The 20,005-nt window shown below is 74.2% G+C and carries 22 protein-coding genes and 1 pseudogene; 8 read left to right on the top strand and 15 right to left on the bottom strand.

Features of this window, described 5'->3' with window-relative positions:
• The first annotated feature begins 30 nt into the window (after positions 1-30).
• Positions 31-1,524, top strand: coding sequence for an aromatic amino acid lyase (locus SJY07_RS21265; protein WP_328292216.1), 1,494 nt, complete (start codon positions 31-33; stop codon positions 1,522-1,524).
• 9 nt (positions 1,525-1,533) lie between these two features.
• Here SJY07_RS21265 and SJY07_RS21260 read toward each other — a convergent pair whose 3' ends face one another.
• From SJY07_RS21260 to SJY07_RS21250, 3 genes are read right to left on the bottom strand one after another with little or no spacing between them, the layout of a single operon-like run.
• Positions 1,534-2,355: an MBL fold metallo-hydrolase gene (locus SJY07_RS21260; protein WP_380161482.1), complete on the bottom strand. Its 822-nt coding sequence runs from the start codon at positions 2,353-2,355 to the stop codon at positions 1,534-1,536.
• A 9-nt stretch (positions 2,356-2,364) separates the two neighbouring features.
• Positions 2,365-2,907 (bottom strand): cysteine dioxygenase, encoded by a 543-nt coding sequence (locus tag SJY07_RS21255; protein ID WP_380162454.1) that lies wholly within the window; start codon positions 2,905-2,907, stop codon positions 2,365-2,367.
• 2 nt (positions 2,908-2,909) lie between these two features.
• Entirely contained in the window at positions 2,910-3,821 is a 912-nt protein-coding gene (locus SJY07_RS21250; protein WP_328292219.1) for an amidohydrolase family protein, read from the bottom strand.
• Positions 3,822-3,963: 142 nt separating this feature from the next.
• On the opposite strand from SJY07_RS21250, the gene SJY07_RS21245 reads away from it, so the two are divergent.
• On the top strand, positions 3,964-4,965 hold the full coding sequence (locus SJY07_RS21245; protein ID WP_380161481.1) for a LacI family DNA-binding transcriptional regulator: 1,002 nt from the start codon (positions 3,964-3,966) through the stop codon (positions 4,963-4,965).
• A gap of 49 nt (positions 4,966-5,014) precedes the next feature.
• On the opposite strand, the gene SJY07_RS21240 is transcribed toward SJY07_RS21245, so the two are convergent.
• Both SJY07_RS21240 and SJY07_RS21235 read right to left on the bottom strand, forming a co-directional pair.
• Positions 5,015-6,448 (bottom strand): aromatic amino acid ammonia-lyase, encoded by a 1,434-nt coding sequence (locus SJY07_RS21240; protein ID WP_380161480.1) that lies wholly within the window; start codon positions 6,446-6,448, stop codon positions 5,015-5,017.
• A gap of 15 nt (positions 6,449-6,463) precedes the next feature.
• Positions 6,464-7,867 carry a serine hydrolase domain-containing protein gene (locus tag SJY07_RS21235; RefSeq protein ID WP_380161479.1) on the bottom strand — a complete coding sequence of 468 codons (1,404 nt, stop codon included), beginning with the start codon at positions 7,865-7,867 and terminating at the stop codon, positions 6,464-6,466.
• Between the two features lie 210 nt (positions 7,868-8,077).
• On the opposite strand from SJY07_RS21235, the gene SJY07_RS21230 reads away from it, so the two are divergent.
• Positions 8,078-9,697: an ABC-F family ATP-binding cassette domain-containing protein gene (locus SJY07_RS21230; RefSeq protein WP_380161478.1), complete on the top strand. Its 1,620-nt coding sequence runs from the start codon at positions 8,078-8,080 to the stop codon at positions 9,695-9,697.
• On the top strand, positions 9,697-10,287 hold the full coding sequence (locus tag SJY07_RS21225; protein WP_380161477.1) for a hypothetical protein: 591 nt from the start codon (positions 9,697-9,699) through the stop codon (positions 10,285-10,287). The genes SJY07_RS21230 and SJY07_RS21225 overlap by 1 nt, the downstream gene beginning before the upstream one ends.
• Here the strand turns inward: SJY07_RS21225 and SJY07_RS21220 are convergent.
• The 3 genes from SJY07_RS21220 to SJY07_RS21210 are packed head-to-tail and all read right to left on the bottom strand — an operon-like array spanning position 10,268 to position 12,920.
• The gene (locus tag SJY07_RS21220; protein WP_328292225.1) at positions 10,268-11,230 is read right to left on the bottom strand and encodes a tetratricopeptide repeat protein; all 963 of its coding nucleotides are present in this window, start codon (positions 11,228-11,230) and stop codon (positions 10,268-10,270) included. The genes SJY07_RS21225 and SJY07_RS21220 overlap by 20 nt on opposite strands.
• Positions 11,231-11,268: 38 nt before the next feature.
• Complete coding sequence (locus SJY07_RS21215) at positions 11,269-12,231, bottom strand: hypothetical protein (RefSeq protein ID WP_380161476.1); 963 nt, start codon at positions 12,229-12,231, stop codon at positions 11,269-11,271.
• A gap of 38 nt (positions 12,232-12,269) precedes the next feature.
• Entirely contained in the window at positions 12,270-12,920 is a 651-nt protein-coding gene (locus SJY07_RS21210) for a hypothetical protein (RefSeq protein WP_380161475.1), read from the bottom strand.
• Between the two features lie 275 nt (positions 12,921-13,195).
• Here SJY07_RS21210 and SJY07_RS21205 point away from each other — a divergent pair, with 275 nt between their 5' ends.
• Positions 13,196-13,648 carry a DoxX family protein gene (locus SJY07_RS21205; protein WP_328292228.1) on the top strand — a complete coding sequence of 151 codons (453 nt, stop codon included), beginning with the start codon at positions 13,196-13,198 and terminating at the stop codon, positions 13,646-13,648.
• Between the two features lie 20 nt (positions 13,649-13,668).
• On the opposite strand, the gene SJY07_RS21200 is transcribed toward SJY07_RS21205, so the two are convergent.
• On the bottom strand, positions 13,669-14,010 hold the full coding sequence (locus SJY07_RS21200) for an MTH1187 family thiamine-binding protein (RefSeq protein WP_380161474.1): 342 nt from the start codon (positions 14,008-14,010) through the stop codon (positions 13,669-13,671).
• Positions 14,011-14,105: 95 nt separating this feature from the next.
• On the opposite strand from SJY07_RS21200, the gene SJY07_RS21195 reads away from it, so the two are divergent.
• A complete protein-coding gene (locus SJY07_RS21195) occupies positions 14,106-15,182 on the top strand; it encodes a hypothetical protein (protein ID WP_380161473.1) in 1,077 nt (358 codons plus the stop codon).
• Here the strand turns inward: SJY07_RS21195 and SJY07_RS21190 are convergent.
• Genes SJY07_RS21190 through SJY07_RS21180 form a run of 3 tightly spaced genes read right to left on the bottom strand, consistent with a single transcriptional unit; the run spans position 15,176 to position 17,263 of the window.
• The gene (locus SJY07_RS21190) at positions 15,176-15,883 is read right to left on the bottom strand and encodes an alpha/beta hydrolase (protein WP_380161472.1); all 708 of its coding nucleotides are present in this window, start codon (positions 15,881-15,883) and stop codon (positions 15,176-15,178) included. The genes SJY07_RS21195 and SJY07_RS21190 overlap by 7 nt on opposite strands.
• Positions 15,876-16,937, bottom strand: coding sequence for a threonine aldolase family protein (locus tag SJY07_RS21185; RefSeq protein ID WP_380161471.1), 1,062 nt, complete (start codon positions 16,935-16,937; stop codon positions 15,876-15,878). Before SJY07_RS21185 ends, SJY07_RS21190 begins: the two co-directional genes overlap by 8 nt.
• Before the next feature lie 23 nt (positions 16,938-16,960).
• Complete coding sequence (locus SJY07_RS21180) at positions 16,961-17,263, bottom strand: hypothetical protein (protein WP_380161470.1); 303 nt, start codon at positions 17,261-17,263, stop codon at positions 16,961-16,963.
• A gap of 216 nt (positions 17,264-17,479) precedes the next feature.
• Here SJY07_RS21180 and nucS point away from each other — a divergent pair, with 216 nt between their 5' ends.
• Complete coding sequence (gene nucS / locus SJY07_RS21175) at positions 17,480-18,175, top strand: endonuclease NucS (RefSeq protein WP_380161469.1); 696 nt, start codon at positions 17,480-17,482, stop codon at positions 18,173-18,175.
• 80 nt (positions 18,176-18,255) lie between these two features.
• Here the strand turns inward: nucS and SJY07_RS21170 are convergent.
• Positions 18,256-18,543 (bottom strand): annotated as a pseudogene (locus SJY07_RS21170) (STAS domain-containing protein); the annotation flags it as partial.
• 392 nt (positions 18,544-18,935) lie between these two features.
• Here SJY07_RS21170 and SJY07_RS21165 point away from each other — a divergent pair.
• The gene (locus SJY07_RS21165; RefSeq protein WP_328292236.1) at positions 18,936-19,271 is read left to right on the top strand and encodes a hypothetical protein; all 336 of its coding nucleotides are present in this window, start codon (positions 18,936-18,938) and stop codon (positions 19,269-19,271) included.
• 4 nt (positions 19,272-19,275) lie between these two features.
• Here the strand turns inward: SJY07_RS21165 and SJY07_RS21160 are convergent, their stop codons facing one another.
• Positions 19,276-19,716, bottom strand: coding sequence for a DUF2550 domain-containing protein (locus tag SJY07_RS21160; RefSeq protein WP_328292237.1), 441 nt, complete (start codon positions 19,714-19,716; stop codon positions 19,276-19,278).
• Between the two features lie 19 nt (positions 19,717-19,735).
• A complete protein-coding gene (locus SJY07_RS21155) occupies positions 19,736-20,005 on the bottom strand; it encodes a F0F1 ATP synthase subunit epsilon (RefSeq protein ID WP_328292238.1) in 270 nt (89 codons plus the stop codon).

Raw genomic sequence — 20,005 nt, 5'->3', positions numbered from 1 at the left:
GCACCTGATCGAACCGGCCGCGGAGGAAGAGTGGAGCACGAGGCCGTCCCGCCCGCGACTCGCGGGGTCCCGGTGGCGGGGCACACGCTGTCGCTGGAGGACCTCGCCGACCTGGCGTCGGGCCGCGCACGGCCGGTCGTGGACCGGGTCGTGCTCGGCCGGCTGGAGGCGTTGCACGAGGCGATGGGTGCGGCCCGTGACCGCGGAGCCGTCTACGGCGCGACGACGGGCGTGGGCGCCAACAAGGACGTCGAGGTCGACGAGGAGCAGGCCGAGCACCCGCGGGCGCACGGGCTGCGGTTGCTGCGTTCGCACGCGGCCTCGCTGGGTCCGGTGGAGGACGAGGCGACGACGCGCGCCGCGCTGCTGATCCGGTTGAACCAGCTGCTGGCCGGGGCGCACGCCCAGCTCGGGGCGGGGATCAGCCCGCCGGTCCTGGGGGCCCTGGCCGACGCGGTCGAGTCCGACGCGCTGCCGACGATGCACCGCTTCGGCGGGATCGGGACCTCCGACCTCGCGTCGCTGGCCGAGCTGGGGCTGACCCTGGTCGGGGAGCGGCCGTGGGCCCGCGGCGGGGTCGCGCCCGTCGCGCTGGGGGCGGCCGACGCGCTGCCGCTCATCTCCTCCCACGCCCTGACCCTGGCCACGGCGTCGCTGGCGCTGGCCCGATTGCGCCAGCTGCTGGCGGCGGGGGTGGGGATCTCGGCGCTGTCGTTCCTCGCGCTGCGCGGGAACCCGGAGGCGTGGGCCTCCCCCGTGCACGCGGCCCGCGCGCACCCGGGTCAGCGGGGGGTGGCGGCGACGTTGTCCGCGCTGGTCGCGGACGGTCCCGCGCCGGTGCGGTTGCAGGACCCGTTCGCGTTGCGCACCGCGCCGCAGGTCCTCGCGCCCGCGTTCACGGCGGCGCAGGCCCTCGAGGACGTGCTGCTGCTGGAGGCCTCGACGCCCGGGGAGAACCCGCTCGTCTCCCCGCACGGGGTGTTCCACCACGGCCAGTTCCACGCCGCGTCGCTGGCGACGACCCTGGACACGTTGCGCGCGACCACCTTCGGGGTGCTGACGTTGTCCGCCGCGCGGCTCGCACTGCTGCTGCGTCCCGAGCACACCGGCCTGCGGGCGTTCCTCGCGGCGGGCCCGCGCGGATCGTCGGGGTTGATGATCGGCGAGTACGTGGTGCAGGACGTGCTGGCCGAGCTGCGCCCGGCGACGGCGCCCTCGACGTCGGGGACGGTCAGCATCTCCCTGGGCCTGGAGGAGCACGCGAGCTTCGCGACCCAGGGCGCGCGGGCGTTGCGCCAGACCGCGGAGCTGGCTCCGGTGGTGCTGGCGATCGAGGCGCTCGCGGCGGTGCGGGCGTTGCGGGCCGCACCGGACCGGCTCTCCCCCGGCGCTTCGGCGCTGTTCGCGGTGTTCGACGAGTTCCTGGAGCACGACTCCCGCGACATGCCGATCGGGCCGGACGTGGAGGCCGTCGTGGCGCGGGTCGCCGACCTGGCGCTGCTGGTGCGGGTGCCGCCGAGCTGATCGGTCCAGCTAGTCGATCCAGATCGCGACGTCGTCGAAGACGTGGCGTCCGGGGACCCCGCCGGTGCTCGCGGCGGCGGTCACCACGGCGTCGAGCTGGGCGGGGGTCATGGGCAGCGGGGCCTCGCCGTCGTGGCGGGTCGAGCCGCGGGGGTGGTCCACGCCGGCGACGTCGGACATCTCGACGTGGGCTCCGAGCAGGTGCTCGACCCCGGCGTCGCGGACGAGGCGCTGCAGCCGCGCCAGCGACCGGGAGAACGCCGGGAAGTCGTCGACGTACAGGCGGCCCGGGTAGAGCGTGTCGCCGGTGAGGACCGTGCGGGTGGCGGGGTCGTGCACGGCGATCGACGTCGGGTGGTGGCCCGGGATCGGGAGCACGACGAGGTCGCGTCCACCCAGGTCGAGACGCCCGGAACCGTCCGGCCGCTCGATCCCGAGGAACGCGTGCACGGCGGCGACGTCGTGGCCGACGACGAGCGTCGAGGGCCGGCCGCGGAACTGCGCGTCACCGGCGACGTGGTCGCCGTGGGCGTGCGTGTGGGCCACGACGAGTCCGTAGCCGGGGTGCGGGTGCTCGGTGAGCCACTCCGCGACCAACCCGTCGACGGTCTCGCGCACCGGGGAGGCGGCCGGGTCCGCGACGGCCCCGGTGTCGAGCAGGAGCGCCCGGTCCGACCCGAACAGCAGGTACAGGAACGGCGCCTCGAAGTGGGTGGCGATGCTCTGGCGCAGGACGACCGTGTCCGCCCGGGCCCGGTGGATCTGGACGGGCGGTTCGGGGGCTCCGGAGGCTCCGGAGTTCCAGACGACGTCGAGGTCCAGTGCGGGCACGGGAGCAGGCTAGGCGTCCAGGGGGCGCAGCTCGTCGGCGTAGCTGACCGACATCCGGCGCATCACGCCCGAGGGGCTGATCGAGTACTGGCCCATCCGCCACAACGGCGGGGAGTAGGCGTGGATCGAGACGGAACCGTCGACGGCACCGGACATGCGGTGGATGTGGTCGGGGCCGAAGGCGAAGGACCGGCCGGCCTCGACGGTGCGCACGAAGGGTTCCCCGCCCATCCGCGGGTTGGCCTCGACGACGGCACCGCGGGTGACGGCGACGGCTCCGGAGGAGGTGTCGTGGTCGTGCCAGCCGGTGTCGTCGACGGTGTTCCAGCACAGCAGCCAGACGTCGACGTCACCGTCGCGGTAGAGCGAGACGAAGTGGCGGCCACCGGTGTCGTGGCGGACGAGGTGCTCCCAGGCCTGCGGGGTGGCCGCCGCCCGCTCGACCCAGTCCTCGAGCTCGCGGGGGGAGAGGGTGCGCCCCGGTGCGGCGGGTAGACCGGTGGAGCCGGGGGCGGTCGGGGTTTCGTGGGCGGTCGGGGTTTCAAGGGCGATGGTCACCGGGGTGTCCCTTCGAGGAGGTGGGCGGGGTTGGAACGGGTCAGGGCGTGGGCGAAGGCCGCGCCGAAACCCGGGAGGTCGGTGGCGTCGAACGGCTGGGCGTAGGGCCGGTCGGTCCCGAGCACCAACGGGTCGATCCCGACGACACGGACGAGGGCGTCGATCGCGCGCGGTCCGTAGGAACTCGTCTCGTAGTGCACGAGGGGGTCCAGGCGGCCCAGCGCACCACCCCGGGCGGCGAGGCGTTCGTGGTGCAGCGCAGCGAGTCCGGCGAGCGCGACGAACGCGATCCGCAGGGTCGGGTGTCGTTCCCGGCCCCCGACGTGCCACGCCAGCCAGGACGCGTGCAGCTGCTGCACGTAGGGCACCAGCGCCGGCCACCAGGCGGGGAGGTCGCTCGTGTCGCAGACCGGGGCGGGACCCGGGTGGATCAGGACGGGCTTGTCGGCCAGTTCGCACTCGGCCAGCAGGGGTTCCAGCCGCGCGACGGCCCGCGGGTCGTTGAACGCCGTGGCGGGCAGCTGCAGGCCGACGACGCGGTCCTGGCGCAGGGTCTTGGCCAGCGACCCGGGGTCGAGGTCGGTGACCCCCGCAGCGGCCCAGACCTGGAACGGGTCGGGCAGCTCCAGCGCACCGTCGTTCCAGGCCGCGAGGAGCGGGTCGGCGTCCTCCCCCGGCAGGTGCTCGAGACCGAGCGGGGAGGACAGCGAGACCAGCGCCCGTCCGGTGCCGTCGGCGGTCTCGGCGGTCGCGCGCGTCGCCACGTCGTGGGCGGCGGGGTCGATCCGGCAGGGCGGCTCGCCCGGCAGGTGCAGGGTCCAGCCGTCGAGGAAGGGCGGGGTGGTGCGTTCGCGGAGGGCGTCGAGCAGTCGTGCGGGCCACAGGTGCTGGTGGCAGTCGGTGCGCACGGCCCCTCCTCGGTTCGTTCCGTGAAGCGCTTCACTCCCATCGACGAGTGAAGCGCTTCACTCAAGCGTTCGTCAAGTCGGGTCCCTGTCCCGGGGGCGAGCTCACCGTGCGGCGCGGCCGGGCACGACTACTGTCCACTCCGTGCCGAAGGAAGCGCGCCGCACTCTGCAGGACGTCGCCGACGCGGCCGGACTCTCCCTCGCCGCCACCTCCTACGCCCTGCGCGGGACCCGCGGTTCCGCCGCGACCATCGCCAGGGTCCAGACCCTCGCCGACGAGCTCGGCTACCACGTCGACCCCATCGCCCGGGCGCTCGCGAGCGGTCGCACCGGGACGATCGGCGTGAGCGGTTCCCTGCGCGACCTGTGGCAGCAGGACCTCTCGGTGATGCTGACCCGGGCCCTGCGCACCGCCGACCGGGACGCCACCATCGCCGACGCCGACGCCGACCCCGCGGCCGAACGCCGTGTGGTGCAGCGGTTCGCGGCCCAGCGCGTCGACGGGGTACTCGTCTCCCCCGTGGACCCCTCCGCCGACTACTGGTCGCTGCTGCCGCCCTCGACGGCCGTGGTGTCGATCGGCGACGCGCTCACCGGCCGCCCCGCCAGCGGAGCGGTCCTCTTCGACAACCGCGTCGGCGTGACCACCGCGATGGAGCACCTGCGGGCGCTCGGCCACCGACGGATCGCCCTGCTGACCCCGTCGCTGCCCTCCACGCCGGGACGTCCCTCGGAACTGCTGGCCGTGCAGGTCGCCGGGGACCTCGGCCTCGACCTGCTCGTCGTCCCCGCCCCGGCGTCGCCCGCACAGGCCGCCGGGATCGCCGCGCTGCTCCTGTCCGTCCCGGACCGCCCGACCGCGGTGTTCTGCCTCTCCGACTCCCTGGCCTTCGGCGTCTACCGCGCGGCGAGCGACCTCGGGCTGCGGATCCCCGCCGACCTCTCCGTCGTCGGGTTCGACGACCACCAGCTCGCCGGTCTCGTCGCCCCCGGCCTGACGACGATGGCGTGGGACGAGGACGCCATCGTCGCCGCGGCGGTGGAGCAGCTGCTGGCCCTCGAGGGGGACGGCGAGGTGCCCGGGCCCGTGACGTTCCGGCCCGAGCTGGTCGTGCGCGCCTCGACGGCGGCGCTGCACGCCTGACCTCCGGCCCGGCGGCGGCCGGACGGGCGGAAAGGGTCCCGGTACGAGGTCACCGCGCGCCGGCGGTTCCCCAGCCGTGGTTCAGCAGCTCGGTGAGCCGGTCGAGGTCGTGTCCGTAGGGACGGTCGCGCACGTCATCACCCAGCACGGCGGCGACCTCGTCGAGGGCGGCCACGAGCTCGCCCGACAGCCCCGGCAGACCCCCGCGCAGCAACCGGGCGCGGTGCACGGCGAGCAGTTCCACGGCCAGGACCTCGCGCACCCCGGCGAGGCCCTCGGCCAGGCACTCCGCGGACTCCAGCGCGAAGCTCTGCACGTCCTCCTGCCCCAGCGACGTCTCGACCGACCCCAGCGCCGCGGGGACGGCGAAGCGGCGCAGCCGGTGCACGACCCCGACCGCCCGCTTGTGAACGGCGACGAGCCCCGCCTCGACCCCCGGTTGCGGTGAGAGCTGCGGGGGCAGACCGGTCTGGCGGGTGTCGAGCATCCGGTGGGTGCGCGCGGCACCGGTGTCCGCGAGGTGGACCAGGGCCGCGGTGAGGGCGTCGGAGTCGGCGGCCAGGTCGGTCCCGGCGAACCCGGCGGTGCCGGTGAACTCGCCGTCGAGGAACGCGGGCGAGTCGGTCACCCCGTCCAGCGCCCGGTCGACGGCGTCCTCCAGGGCGACACGACGGCGGTGCACCAGCGCGCACGCGGCCGCCCCGACCCGGACCGAGAGCGGGGCCTGCAGGGCGTGGACGTCACCGACCGGCCGACGCGACCGCAACCGCCCGAGCACCCCGGCCAGGACGTCGTCACCGCGCGCGACCCCCTCCCGCACGGGGTCGTGGCTCGCGCGCAGGACCTCGCTCGAGGCCGCGAGGACGAGCTCCGCCTGAGCCAGCAGGGTCGCCGCCTCGGCCTCGTGCAGGGTGGCGAGCGCGGTGGCGACGGGCACTCCCTCGAGGAACGCCACCCCTTCCTTGGTCCCGAACGCGAAGGGGGGCAGCGACCGCCCGTCGAGGGTTCCCGGACCCCCGAGCGCGACGGCCCCGACGTGGGCGAGCGGGATGATCTCCCCCGCCGCGCCGTTGCCGCGCCACGGGACCTGCGGGTGGATCCCGGAGTTCAGCAACTCCACCAACCGCTCGCACAACTCCGGGGAGACCCCGGCCTCGGGGTGCAGGAACGTCCGCAACCGGACGGCCAGCACCGCCCGCGCGGCGGGCTCCGGCAACCACGGCGCCGACCCCACGGCCCGGCCCACGACGAGGTTCGCCTGGTGCCTCGCCCGGGCCCGGGCGTCCAGGGTGATCCCGGCCATCGCGCCCATGCCGGTGGTCACCCCGTAGACCGGCCCCGATCCCTCCAGCGCGGCCAGGACGGCCGCCCGGGAGGACACCAGGGACTCGCGGAGTTCGGGGGCGAGTTCCACGGGAGCCCCGGCCGCGATCGCCAGCACGGCGTCGCGGTCGAGGTCCCCGGCCCGGCGCAGCCGGATCACCGTCGAGAGACCGGATCAGTCACGGACGGGTTTGCGCAGGATCGAGAGCGCGGAGGCGTGCAGCGGGACGGTCTCCCAGGTCGCGGTGAACTCCGAACCGTGGAGACCCAGGTGCAACCGGTGCGGGGTCTCGACGAAGACCACGTCGATCCCGCCCGGCGTCGACGTCACGGCCAGCGGCCCGGTCACGGCCCACTCACCCTCGCCGATCGCGGCCCGCAGTTCCGATCCCGCGTCGTGCAGGACGACCTCGCCGTCGGTGACGACGACCCCCGTCAGTGTCGACTGCTGGTTCCCGGTGGCCGGGGTGAACTCCCCCGTCATCGGCGTCCCGCCCGCGGTGGGCAACGCGAGGTTCGACAACCGTTGCACCAGCTGGTCTTCCACGTCGGCCCCGGGGAGTTCCGCGGCGTCCAGGGCCGGCAGCAGGTGCTCCCAGAGGGCGTCGAGGACGGCCTGCATGTCCGGGCTCTGCGAGGTGACCGCCACGACGGCGTCCTGCTCGGGGAGCACGACGCAGAACTGCCCGTAGGCCCCGTCCCCGCGGTAGCCGTGGCGGGCCATCCAGAACTGGAACCCGTACCCCTGCCCCCAGTCCGGGTTGGTGTTGAAGGAGGAGTTGTCGATGTGCGAGCGGGTCGCCTCGGCGACCCAGGCCTCCGGCAGCAACCGCTCACCGTTCCAGACCCCGCGCTGCAGGTAGAGCTGGCCGAGTTTCGCGATCGCCTCGGTCTGGGCGTGGAAACCCGAGAACCCGAGTTCGCGGTCCTGCCCGTCGAGCAACCAGCCGACACCGGCGGGGTCGATGCCGAGGGGTTCGAGCAGCCGCGGGCGCAGGAACTCCAGCAGCCCCTGGCCGGCCTGGCGCTGCACGATGGCCGACACCGAGAAGGTGCAGGGCTGGTTGTAGCAGAACAGCGTGCCCGGTTCCTCGTCCGGCCGGATCTGCAGGAAGCCGCGGACGATGTCGCCCGACGGGTGCTGCAGGGCCCGCTCGAGGGTCTCCTCGCGGTGGCCGCTGGCCATGTTCGCGACGTGGCGGACGAGGATCCGCCGGGCCCGGTCGTCGGTGACCTCGGCGTCGAACTCGGGGAAGTAGGAGAGCACCGTGGCGTCGAGGTCCACGAGCCCTTCGGCGACGGCGAAACCCAGGGCGGTGGAGGTGAAGCTCTTGCTGAGGGAGTACAGCAGGTGCGGCCGTTCCGGCGCGTAGGGCGCCCACCACCCCTCCGCGACGACCGCGCCGTGGCGCAGGACCTGCAGGCTGTGCGGTTCGACGCCGGGGGTGTTCTCGAGGGCGTCGACGAAGGCGGCGATGCCGCGTGCGTCGACCCCCTGGGCGGACGGCGACGTCCGCGGCAACGTGGAACCTGCGGAGGGACCCTCGGAGGGGCGGACGGTGGTGGCCTCGGTGCTCACGAGGCGACTCTACGACTCGGCCCCGCACCTCCCCGATCGCCCCCGGACCCCTGGAAAAGAGGTTGCGACCGGCGGCCGGGCCGGAGCAGCATCGCCCTCGTCCTGCTGCCGACCCGAGGAGCCTCTGCGGTGCTCGTCTGACGTGCCCGATCCCCCGGACCCGCTGCCGTCGCGCGGGTCCTCCTTCGGCGTACGTCCCTGGAGCCCCCCGTGCCTCTCGTCACCACGACCACCCTCGCCCTGCGCGAGGTCACCAAGAGCTACGACCACGTCGTCGTGCTCGACTCCCTCACCCTCGCCTTCTCCCCCGGCCGGGTCACCGGGGTGATCGGCGAGAACGGCTGCGGCAAGTCCACCCTGCTGCGCGTCCTCGCCGGTGCCGAACCCGCCGACTCCGGCCGGGTCGTCGCGACCGCGGAAGGCGGTATCGGCCACCTCCCCCAGGACGCCGGCGCCCCCTCGCGCACGAGCGTCGGACAGGTGCTCGACGCGGCCCTCGCCGACCTGCGCACCCTGCAACGTCGGATGGTCGACCTCGAGGGACGGATGGCCGCGGGCGGTGACCTCGACGACGTCCTCACCGAGTACGGCGAGGTCCAGACGGCCTTCGAACTCCGCGGCGGCTACGACGCCGACGTCCGGGTGGAACAGTCGCTGGCCGGGCTGGGTCTGCCGTTCCTCGACCGGGCCCGCGAACTCGCCACGTTGTCGGGCGGGCAGCGGTCCCGGCTGCACCTGGCCGCGCTGCTGGCCGCGGCGCCGGAGGTCCTGCTGCTGGACGAGCCGACCAACCACCTCGACGACGGCACCGCCCGCTGGCTGGAGGACCACCTCCGGTCCCGGAAGGGGACGACCGTCGTGGTCAGCCACGACCGGGAGTTCCTCGACGCCGTCGCGCGCGAACTCGTCGAGGTCGACCCGCACCACGAGGACGGGGTGAAGCGCTACCCCGGCGGGTACGCCGAGTTCCTCGTGGCGAAGGCCGCCGAACGGCGGCGCTGGGAAGCGGCCCGGGCCGAGTGGGAGACCGCGGTCGAGCGGCTGGGCACCACCGGGGACACGGTCGCGCGCACCGTGAACCACCAGCGTGCACGTACCGACAACGACAAGGTGCAGTACGACTTCAAGGGTGGCCGGGTGCAGGAGGCGCTGGCGTCGCGGGTCCGCGCCAACGCCGAGAAGCTGCGGCGGTTGCACGAGGACGAGGTTCCCCGACCACCTGAGCCGCTGCGGTTCACCGCCCCGCCCGGGTCCGCAGCGACCCGCGGGTCGCTGCACGCCGAGGGGGTCTCCGTCCCCGGACGGCTGGCGAGCGTCGACGTGCACCTCGGACGGAGCGACCGGTTGCTGATCACCGGTCCGAACGGGAGCGGGAAGTCGACCCTGCTCGACGTCCTCGCCGGAGTGCTGGCGCCGGCGACGGGAACGGTGCGACGGCGGGGCCGGATCGGGTTGCTCCGCCAGGACCCCGCGGACACGGACCTGGACCGTTCGGTGCTCGCGACGTTCGCGACCGGCCGCCCGGGGACTCCCGAGGACAACGCGCACCGACTCCTGGACATGGGGCTCTTCGACCGGGAACGCCTCGGGGTCGCGGTCGGAAAGCTGTCGACCGGGGGCCGCCGCCGCCTCGACCTGGCGCGCCTGCTGGCCGACCGCCACGACGTCCTGCTGCTCGACGAACCGACCAACCACCTCGCCCCGCACCTGGTCGAGGAGCTCGAGGCCGCGATCGACGCCTTCGCCGGCGCGGTGGTCGTGGTGAGTCACGACCGGCGGTTCCGCGCGACGTTCCGCGGTCAGGTCCTGGACGTGGGAAAGGTCGACTGATGCTGCTGCTGGTGACCGGTGCGAGCGGCGTCGGGAAGTCGACCGTGCGGCGCAGGGTGGGACCTCGCGTCGAGGCCCTCGGGGTCGAGGCCGTGGAGTTCAGCGACCTCGTGGACTTCCCGGCCGTTCCCGACACCGCCTGGCGCCAGCGCAGCGCCGAGGTCGTCGTCCGACGTGCCCTCGACCTCGCAGCGCTCGGGCGACACCTCCTGATGGCGGGAGACCCGTTGCCGCCCGGCGAGATCGTGGCCGCACCCTCCGGCCCCGCACTCGGGGGGTTCGACGTCCTGCTGCTCGACGCCGACGAGGAGGTGCAGCGGACCCGGCTCACCGGCCGCGGCCCCGTCGACGGCGACCTCGTGCACCACGTCGCGTTCGCCACCTGGTTCCGCGGGCACGTCCACGACGCCGGGTACCGGCGCGACGTGCTCACCGACACGGGCTGGGACGGCCTGGCCGCGGAACGGCTCACCGGGCGGCCGTGGCGTCCGACCGTCCTGGACACCTCCACGCTCACGGCGTCGGCGGTGGCCGACGCCGTGGAGACGTGGGTGCGGGACTGCCTGGGGACTAGAAGAGGGCGCGGGTGAGCGCCTGCCGTGCCTTGACGACACGGGGATCGGTGGGGCCGACGACGGCGAAGAGCTCCACGAGGTGGGTGCGGGCGAGGTCGCGTTCCTCGCCGACGGTCCGCTGGACGATCCCGAGCAGGCGGTCGAAGGCGTCCTCGACGTGGCCGCCGACGAGGTCGAGGTCGGCCACGACCAGCTGCGCGGCGACGTCGTCGGGGGCCGCGGCGGCCCCGGCGCGGGCGGAGGCGAGGTCGACCCCGTGGACCCGGCGCAGCACGCCGACCCGGGCCAGGCCCTCGGTCGCCGCGGTGTCGCGCGGGTCGTTCGCGAGCGCCTTCTGCCACGCGGCGGCCGCGGCGTCGTAGTCGCCCGCGTCGACGGCGGCGAGCGCCTCCGCGTGCAGGGGCGGCAGCGGCGGGGCGGCGGGCTCCTCGGCCACCTCGACGTCGCCCTCGAGACGACCGGTCACCCCGTTCGCCTCGGCGACGCGCAGGACCTCCTCCAGCACCGGGCGGATCTCCTCGGCGCTGGGGTAGGAACCGGTGAACAACGGGATCGGCTGGCCCTTGACGATGGCCGCGACGAGCGGGATGGCCTTGGCCTGCAACGACTGCACCAGGGACTGCGCCAGCTGGGGTTCGGCCTGGGCGTCGATGCGGCCGAGCAGGAACGCCCCGGCGTACTCCTCGACCAGGGTCTGCAGGGCCTCCGAGCCCTGGTCGTAGCCCTCGGCCCACAGGTCGAGGAGCACGGGGACCTCGACGGAGCGCTGCACGACGTCGGTGAAGGTCTCCTCGGTCACGTCCACGACGAAGGAGGACCGGGGGGCCACGGCGTCGGGGTCGGTGGCGGCACGCCGGGCGACCTCCTCGCGACGGGTGTTGCGAGCGGCCAGGGCACCGAGGTCCACCGCTCCGCGCAGGTTGAGCTGGGCGCCGGGAGGAGTCGGCTGCTGAGTCATGCCGGTCACCTTCTCACGAGGCCCTCACCGGGCCGAAGTCACCGGACGGTGACCGACACGGGACCGCTCTCGGCGGCCAGGGCGAGCGCCTGTCCCTGTCCCGGTGGGAGTCTCAGGACGACGACCTCGCGGTGCACGACCGTGGCGCTCAGCGCGTCCTTCGTCCCGGCCAGGGCGGCGAGCGCCGGTTCCAGCGTCCCGCTGCGCCCGTCGGCGGGGCCCGCCGACGTGGTGGACCAGGAGAACGCGGCGACGACGAGGGCGCCGCCGTCGCGGGTGCGCACCCCGAGGACCCCGTCGGGCAGGACGGAACGCTCCTGGGTGAAGCTGCCGCCGGCGGCGTCGAGGGCCGCGGACTCGGTCCGCGCCGCGTTCGCCACCTCGTCGCGGTAGGCGTCGTCGGCGAACTCGGGGGCGTACCGGCTGTCGCCGCCGTGGGTGAGGACGTCGGCGTAGTGCTCGGCCGCGGCCTGCGGGCTGAGCGGGAGGTTCGTCGTCTCGCCGGCGGCGACGGCGGCCACGCCGCCGGCGGGTGCGGCCAGCGTCGGCAGCGAGGCCCCCGGGAGCAGCGACGGCGTCGCCCACACCGTGTAGGGCTCGCGCGCGGAGGGCGAGCGGAAGACGACGAGCGAGGGGGACTGGTCGGCGCCGGCGTCGGTGACGGTGGCGAACCAGCGGGGGAAGGCCTCCTGGCGCGGCAGGATCGAGGTGAGGGCGCTGAACTCGTCCGCCCCTCCGCTCGGCGGCGGCGTCGCACCGGCGACGGCGATGGTGTGCGCGGCGGTGCGGAGGTCCAGTTCCGGGCCGCTGACGCGGGTGGCGAGCGCGGTGAGGTCGACGGTCGCGGGGTCGGCGGCCGCGGCCAGGACGGTCCCGGCGGCCTCGACGATCCGGTTGGCCTGCACCGGTTGCACGACGAGGGGCTCCCGGTCGCTGCCGGCCGGCGCGGTCACGGCGGGCAACTGGGCGCAGCCGGCGAGCAGCCCCACGGACAGCGCCACGGACAGCGCGCCGCGGAGGGGGGGTCGACCTCGGGTCCTCACGCGCGCCTCCGGGCTCCGGGTCGGGTGGTGCGGGGACGGAGCAGTGCTCCGATCGCGCCGAGCAGCACGAGGACGCACCCCGCGATGACGAGGGGAACTCCCGAGGGGTTCTCGGCGGCCCGGCCCTCGGCCGCCCAGCTGAACGAGACCCGCTGCGGGGCAGCGGAGGTGCCGTCCGTCGCGGCGAACACGACGACTCCCCCGGCGTCGGCGTAGTCACGGTCGGCCGCGGTGGACCAGGTGAGCCGCGCGGAGTCGGTGCCGCTCGCGCTGGCCAGCCAGATGTCGGCGGAGCGGGGGTCGGTCGCCGCTCCGGTGCCCGACGTGGCGGCCACGGCCGTCGGGTCGTCGAGGTCACCCCCGACCCCCGTCACCTCGGTGTGGGCGGCGTCGGCGAGCCAGGCGGTCACGTCGTCGGCGCGGGCGACGGCGAGGAAGACGTCCTTCCCGCCGGACGCGCCGAGCCGCACGTCGGAGCCGCTGAGGTCGAGCAGGCCGGGGGCGCTGACGATCGCCACGCCCGGATCGTCGCCGGTGCGGGTGACGTCGATCCGGTCGGCCGGGGCGAACACGGTCAGGACCAGTGCCCCGGCGACACCGCAGGTAAGTCCCAGGGCGAGCAGGAGCCAGGCGAGCAGGCGTCTCACGTCGGGTCCTTCGTCGTGGCGGAGCGGATCGGGTCGAGGAGTCGAGGGTGGGGGCCTGCGCCACCCTACGGGTCGGGCACCGGTGCTCCGTGCCCGTGAGCGACCCCGGCCACCGCCGACGCGGTGTGGTCCAGACCACTCCCGACGCGGTGAACCCCGGGGCCTGCCCCGTCGTGACGGGAGTGCACCACGACCTCGTGCCCGCCCGAAGAGCCGGAACCAGTGACTGAGCCACTCAGCCCGAACGACTCCCTCCCGACGCAGAGGAACGACTCATGACCACCACGTCCACCGCCGCCCGCACCGACCGTCCCCAGGTCGTGCGCACCACCGCCGCCGTCTCGATCGGCCTGCTCGCCCTGCGGCTCGCCGCCGGCGTGCTGCTCCTCGTCCACGGCGTCCCGAAGCTGTCGGACCCCGGGACGGCCACCGGGATGGCCGCCTCGCTCGACGTCCCCGCACCCGACGTCGCGGGCTGGCTGATGATCCTGGGCGAGGTCGGTCTCGGCTCGCTGCTGGTCCTCGGTCTGCTCACCCGGGCCGCGGGCACCCTGCTGCTCGTGCAGATGGTGGGGGTCTGGGTGCTCGCGCACGCCCCGCAGGGCTTCCTCGTCGACGGCCAGGTGAACGGCGAGAACGCGTTGCTCTTCGCCGCCCTCGGCCTGATGTTCGTCTTCACCGGCGCGGGCCGGTTCAGCCTCGACGCAGCGGTGTTCCGCCGCCGCTGAGGATCACGGGCCGGCTGCGGTCACTGACCGCGGCCGGCCTCCCCCTCGGCACGTTCGACGGCCGCCTCGAGGCGGTCGAGCTTGCCCGTCATCTCCCCCGTGTGCCCGGGACGGATGTCGGCCTTGAGCACCAGCGAGACCCGGGGGCCGTGCTTGCCGACGGCCTCGCAGGCCCGGCGCACGACGTCCATGCACTCGTCCCAGTCCCCCTCGATGCTCGTGAACATCGAGTCGGTGCGGTGCGGCAGACCGGAGTTGCGCACGACGAGCACGGCGTCGGCCACGGCCGCGCTCACGGAGTCCGGTTCACCTCCCAGCGGGGCGGGACCACCGGACGGGGCGACGGAGAAGGCGACGATCACCCTGGGCAACCTAGACCCGCCGTGTCCCGCCCGCAGCGGGACGTCCCGCCGTTACGCTGCGGACGTCCTTTCCGATCCGGCCGGAGGTCCCCACGGTGTCCACCGACTCCCACGAGGCGTTCAGCATCGTCGTCCGCGGTTACGACCGCAGTCAGGTCGACGCACGCCTGCAGCACCTCGACGACTCCCTCGCCGAAGCCCGAGCCCGGGTCGCCCAGCGCGACCACGAGCTCCGCTCGGCCGAGGAACAGCTCGCCGACGCCCTCAAGGAGATCCGCGAGCACGAGAAGCCCTCCTACGCGGGCCTCGGCTCCCGGATGGAGAAGCTGCTGCGCCTCGCCGAGGACCAGTCCTCGGAGATCCTGCGCTCGGCCCGCCGCGACGCCGACCGGCTGCGCGAAGAGGCCCGGGCCGAGGCGTCCTCGACGCGCAACCAGGCCGACGAGGACGCACGCCGCCGCACCGGCGAGGCCAGCCGGGACGCCGAGGAGATCGTGTCCCGGGCCAAGCACCAGGCCGACGGCATGGTCGAGGCCGCCCAGCGCACCGCCGCCGAACTCACCGCCTCGGCGCACCGCACGGCCGACCAGGTCACCGCGAGCGCCCAGCACGAGGCCGCCGAGGCGCTCGCCGCCACCGAACGCCAGGTCGCCGCCCTGCGCGCGCAGGTCGAGCGGGAGGTCATCGAGCTGCGCTCCTCGACCGACGCCGCCGTACGCGAGCAGGAACTCGCGCTGGCCGCGGCCCGCGAACAGGGCGCCGAGGAGGACCGCATGCGCCTCGAGGTCGCCGCCGCGCGCACCGCGGCCCGCATCGCCGAAGCCGAGCAGCGCGCCGTCGAGGCCGAGGAACGGGCGCACGAGGCCGTCGAGGCGGCCGAGTCGATCCGCGCCGACGCGATCGCCCAGGCCGCCCTGCGGGCCGAGACGGCACGCCGGGAGTCCGACGAACTCCTGGCCGACGCGCGCTCACGGGCCCAGCACATGGTGGATTCCGCCCGCGAGCACGCCGAGCAGAGCCGCACCAGCGCGCAGATGCAGGTCGACGAGCTCATGCAGCAGCGCGACCAGATCACCGACCAGCTCGACGACCTGCGGGGTCTGCTGGGCCTGGGCCCCAAGACCGACGCCCGCGCCGTCGACGTGCGCGAGGTCGAAGCGCCGGCTCAGTAGTCGGTGGGCAGGGGTGAGCGCGCGGGGTTGACCCGCGCGACCACCTCGTCCAGCACGCGGCGGACCGAGTTCTCCCCCACCCACAGGTGCTTCGCACCGTCGACGGGGACGATCTCGGCCTGCCGCAGCGGCGCGAACCGCTCCCGCGCCTGCTCGGGACGCAGGAAGTCGTCGAACTCCGGGACGAGCGCCGTGACCGGGCGGCCGAACTCCGCCCAGGCCTCGAGGTCGCCCGGCGTGGACCAGCGCAGCGGCGGGGACAGCAGGATCAACCCTTCGACGAGCGGGTCGCGGCCGTGGACGAGGGCCAGGTCCGTCCCGAAGGACCAGCCCAGCAGCCACACGTGCGGCAGGTCGCGGAACTCCGCGAACTCCAGCGCCGCCGCGACGTCGAACCGCTCGCCGTCGCCCGCGTCGAAGGTCCCCTCGCTCGTCCCCCGCGGGCTGGTGGTGCCGCGGGTGTTGAAGCGCAGCACGGCGAGGTCGGCCAGCGCGGGCAACCGGTAGGACGCCTTCTTCAGCACGTGGCTGTCCATGAAACCCCCCGCCGTGGGCAGCGGGTGCAGGGTCACCAGGGTCGCGACGGGGTCGCGGTCCAGCGGCAGCGCGAGTTCGCCGACGAGGGTCAGCCCGTCGGCGGTGTGCAGCTCGACGTCCTCGCGATGCGCGGGGAGGACCGTCTCGGAACGGATCTCAGTCACGCGCGAGTTCTTCGGTGAGGACCGCGGCGAAGTTCTCGACGTCGCCGTCGGTGGTGTCGAAGCTCGCGACGAGGCGCACCTCCACCCCCTTCTCGGAGTACTCCGGGTCCCAGACGTGGAAGGGGACCCGCGCCGCGGCACGGGCGGCGACGGCGGCCGGGAGTTCCGCGAAGACGGCGTTGGCCTGCACCGGGCGGGTCAGCACGACCCCCGTCGCACTGACGGCCGCGGCCAGCCGGGCGGCGGCGGCGTTGGCCGTCGCGGCGGTGCGCTGCCAGAGGTCGGTGCCGAACAGCGCGAGCAGCTGCGCCGAGACGAACCGGGTCTTGGAGGACTGCTGCATGCTGGGTTTCACCAGCCGCGCGAGGCCGGGCGCGGTCGCGGCGTCGCGGACGACGACGACCTCGGCGAAACCCCCGCCGTTCTTCGTCCCGCCCAGCGACACCGCGTCGACCCCGAGGGCGGTGGTCGTCTCGCCCAGACCGACCCCGAGGGAGACGGCCGCGTTGGAGAGCCGGGCGCCGTCGACGTGGACCCTGACCCCGAGCCGGTGCGCGACGGCCACGAGGTCGCCGAGGTGCTCCAGCGAGTAGGCCGTGCCCAGTTCGGTGCTCTGCGTCAACGTCAGGGCACCGACGGGCGCGCGCATGAGGCTGTCGGCCGCGCTGACGGCACGTTCGACGTCGGCGGGGTCCACGAGACCGTCGCGGGTCGGCAGGGCGATGACCTTGGTCCCCCCGACGTGCTCGAGACCACCGGCCTCGTCGTGCAGGACGTGGGCCTGGTCGGAGCTGAGGACGGACTCCCAGCGCTGGGTGAGGGCCTGCAGGGCCGTCACGTTGGCGCCCGTGCCCGTGAGGACGACGGCGCTCACGACATCGGGGCCGAAGTGGCCGCGCAGGCTCTCCTGCAGGGCGAGGGTGTAGGGGTCACCGCCGTAGCTGACGACGTGGCCACCGTTGGCGCTGCTCAGCGCGGCCAGGACCTCCGGGTGCATGCCGGCGGCGTTGTCGCTGGCGAAACCACGGACGGCGGGGTCGTGGAGGGGGATCACGCTGGCACGGTACCCGGCGCTCGTCACCAGCTGCCGCGGCGTCCACGGGCGTCGAAGCAGGCGCGGTGCCAGTGCCGCCGTTCGGTGGCCCCGTCGGCCGGGCTGAACGTGCCGCGGGAGGGCCAGACCACGAGGTGCGGGACCCCCGGCGGGATCTCCTGGGTGCAGCCGGGACACCGGTAGGTCTTCGTGGAGGACGTCCCGCGGAGCTCGCGCACGACCCAGTCGCCGTCGCTGCCCGAGACGGTGCGGTCGACTCCCGCGCCGAGCGGGGTGCGCGGCGGCGGATCGGGCCGGCGGCGGTTCGAGCGGGGCACGGACGACATCGTCTCAAACCCCGTCGACTCCCCCGGAGGTGAGCCTCCTCGCTGCGGACCGGGCGATGCCGCGGTGGTGTCCCCTCCACACCACCGTGGCCACGCTCGGTTCGACGGGTAGTCGCGCGAGCGCCCCGATTCGTTACACCCACACCCGCGACGGGTCGCCGGCGGGAGCAGCGACCCGTCGGGCGGGGGCCATCGCGTCTCGTAAGCTCGCTCCTCGTGCGTCTCGTCATCGCCCGGTGCTCCGTCGACTACGCGGGCCGGCTCACCGCCCACCTGCCCCTGGCCACGAGGCTCCTGCTCGTGAAGGCGGACGGCAGCGTCCTGGTCCACTCCGACGGGGGCTCCTACAAACCGCTGAACTGGATGAGCCCCCCGGCCAGGCTGACCTTCTCCGTGCCGGAGGAGGACGCCCGCGAGATCGGCGTCACGCAGACGTGGACGGTCCAGCACGCCAAGACCGACGACCGCCTGATCGTGTCGATCCACGAGGTGCTGCACGACAGCGAGCACGAGCTCGGGGTGGACCCCGGCCTGGTCAAGGACGGGGTCGAGGCCCATCTGCAGAAGCTGCTGGCCGAGCACATCACGACGCTCGGCGAGGGCTACCGCCTCGTCCGGCGCGAGTACATGACCGCCATCGGTCCCGTCGACATCCTGGCCCGCGACGGCGCCGGGACCGCGGTGGCGATCGAGATCAAGCGTCGCGGCGAGATCGACGGCGTCGAGCAGCTCACCCGCTACCTCGAGCTCATGAACCGCGACCCGTTGCTCGCCCCGGTGAACGGGGTCTTCGCGGCGCAGGAGATCAAGCCGCAGGCCCGCACCCTGGCGAGCGACCGCGGCATCCGGTGCGTGGTCCTGGACTACGACGCCTTGCGCGGCATCGACGACGTGGACTCGCGGCTGTTCTGAGCGGCTTCCTGCGGGCGCAGGATCGCCTCGGCGCGGGCCCGACGGAGCGCGGCGCGTTCCTGGGCGCTCAGGACCTCGTCGTCGACCTGCAGGACCAGGTGCAGCTTCGTGACCCGCAGCAGGCGCAGGGCCGGCAGCGGGACGTCGCGCAGGACCAGACGGCGTCCGACCCGCAGGGCGCGGCGGTGCGCTCCCACGAAGACGCCGAGGCCGGTGGCGTCGGCCACCACGATGCCGTCCACGTGGACGACGAGTTCACCCGCACCGGCGTCGACCGCCGCGTGCAGGGCGGAGCGCACGTCCGGGACGGTGTGCACGTCGAGGCGACCCACCACGTGGACCACCTGACCGTGGACTTCCTCCCGCACGCTGGCCCCCAGGCCGGGTGCCGAACGGGCCGCCCTGCGGGCTGCCACGTCGTCCGCCGCGCTGGGCGCTGTCGCGATTCCGATCGCCATCTGTTCCTCCCCCGAGGACGCCGGTCGTGATCATCGTCGTGTTCGTCGTGATCGTCACCGGTCTGACGCAGGACGTCGCTCTCCGGTTGCACCCAGGTGCGAAGTCACACCCGGCGCTCACGAGGAACGCGCGTGTGACTCCTGGGGCCACCGGGACGAACGAGCATCCCGCGAACACACTCTGCCACCAATGGGTACCGCTGAGTGGTCAATTCCTGCGCCGTTGCCAGACGGTGACCTTCCGCGGACGCGTGGGCGCACCGCGGGACCCCCGCGCTGGACACGACGGGGATGATGGGGGGGTGAACTTGACCAGCTACCACTACGCCCTCGGGCCGAGCGTCGCCCTGGTCGTCGTCGGTGTGCTGGTGCTGCTGCTGCGGTGGACGTTCTCGCACGGCCGTTCGCTCGTCGAACGTCGCCCCCAACAGGGCGCCAGCGACGATTACGGCCTGCTCGAGGTGGTCTCCTCCCCCGGCACCTTCGTCGAGGCCGAGGTGCAGCGCCGCACCCTCGTGGACGCCGGGATCCGGGCGACGCTCGCCCCCACGACCGAGGGGCCGCGGGTCATGGTGTTCCCGAACGAGGCGGGGTTGGCGCGCCAGATCCTCAAGGGTCCGCGCACTGGCGAGCGGTAGCGCCCTAGGCGACGTTCACGCCTTGCCCGGGTGGGGCGGACTCCAGCCAGGACGCGAAGCCGGTGTAGGCGTCGTGCGACATCGCGAGTTCGATCTCCACGCCTTCGTGGCGGCACTCGACGACCATCGCGCCGGGTTGCACGGCGATCAGCTCGGAACCCTCGGCCTCGCGGAAGAGGGTCACGCCGAGCGCCCGTCGTGCGTAGGTGCACGACGGGCGCGGGGACAACGAGAACGTGCGGTACCAGTCGAGACGGTCGGTCTCGTACCGCGCCACACCCAGGGCCCACCGACGGTGGGAACCCCTGGGCTGGCGGATGGAGCAGTCGAAGGTGCCGAGCCGCGACGTCAGCCGACGCCGCCGCAGGACGACCGCGACGAGGACGACCAGGAGGAGGACGGCACAGGCTCCTGCGATCTCCAGGGAGAGCAGGAACTCGTGCACGCGTCGTCCTCGGTCGTTCTCAGCGCGTTCCGGCGCCGACCTCGACGGATTCGGCGACGATCGTCACCTTGTCGTGGTCGACCGAGAAGAACCCGCCGCTGACGGTGGCGGTGATCCCCTCCGAGCCCGAGCCGGTGATGGCCACGTCACCGGGGGCGAGGATGGCCAGCAACGGCTCGTGGCCGCCCATGATGCCGATCTCACCCTCGGCCGTGCGGGCGCGGACCAGCGAGGCCTCGCCCGACCACACGGAGCGGTCGGCGGCCACCAGTTCGACCTGCAGCGCCAC

The organism is Kineococcus sp. R86509, from assembly GCF_042466365.1.
Taxonomy (GTDB): domain Bacteria; phylum Actinomycetota; class Actinomycetes; order Actinomycetales; family Kineococcaceae; genus Kineococcus.
Note: the sequence above shows the minus strand (reverse complement) of the source record. Positions and strands in the feature narration are given on the sequence as shown.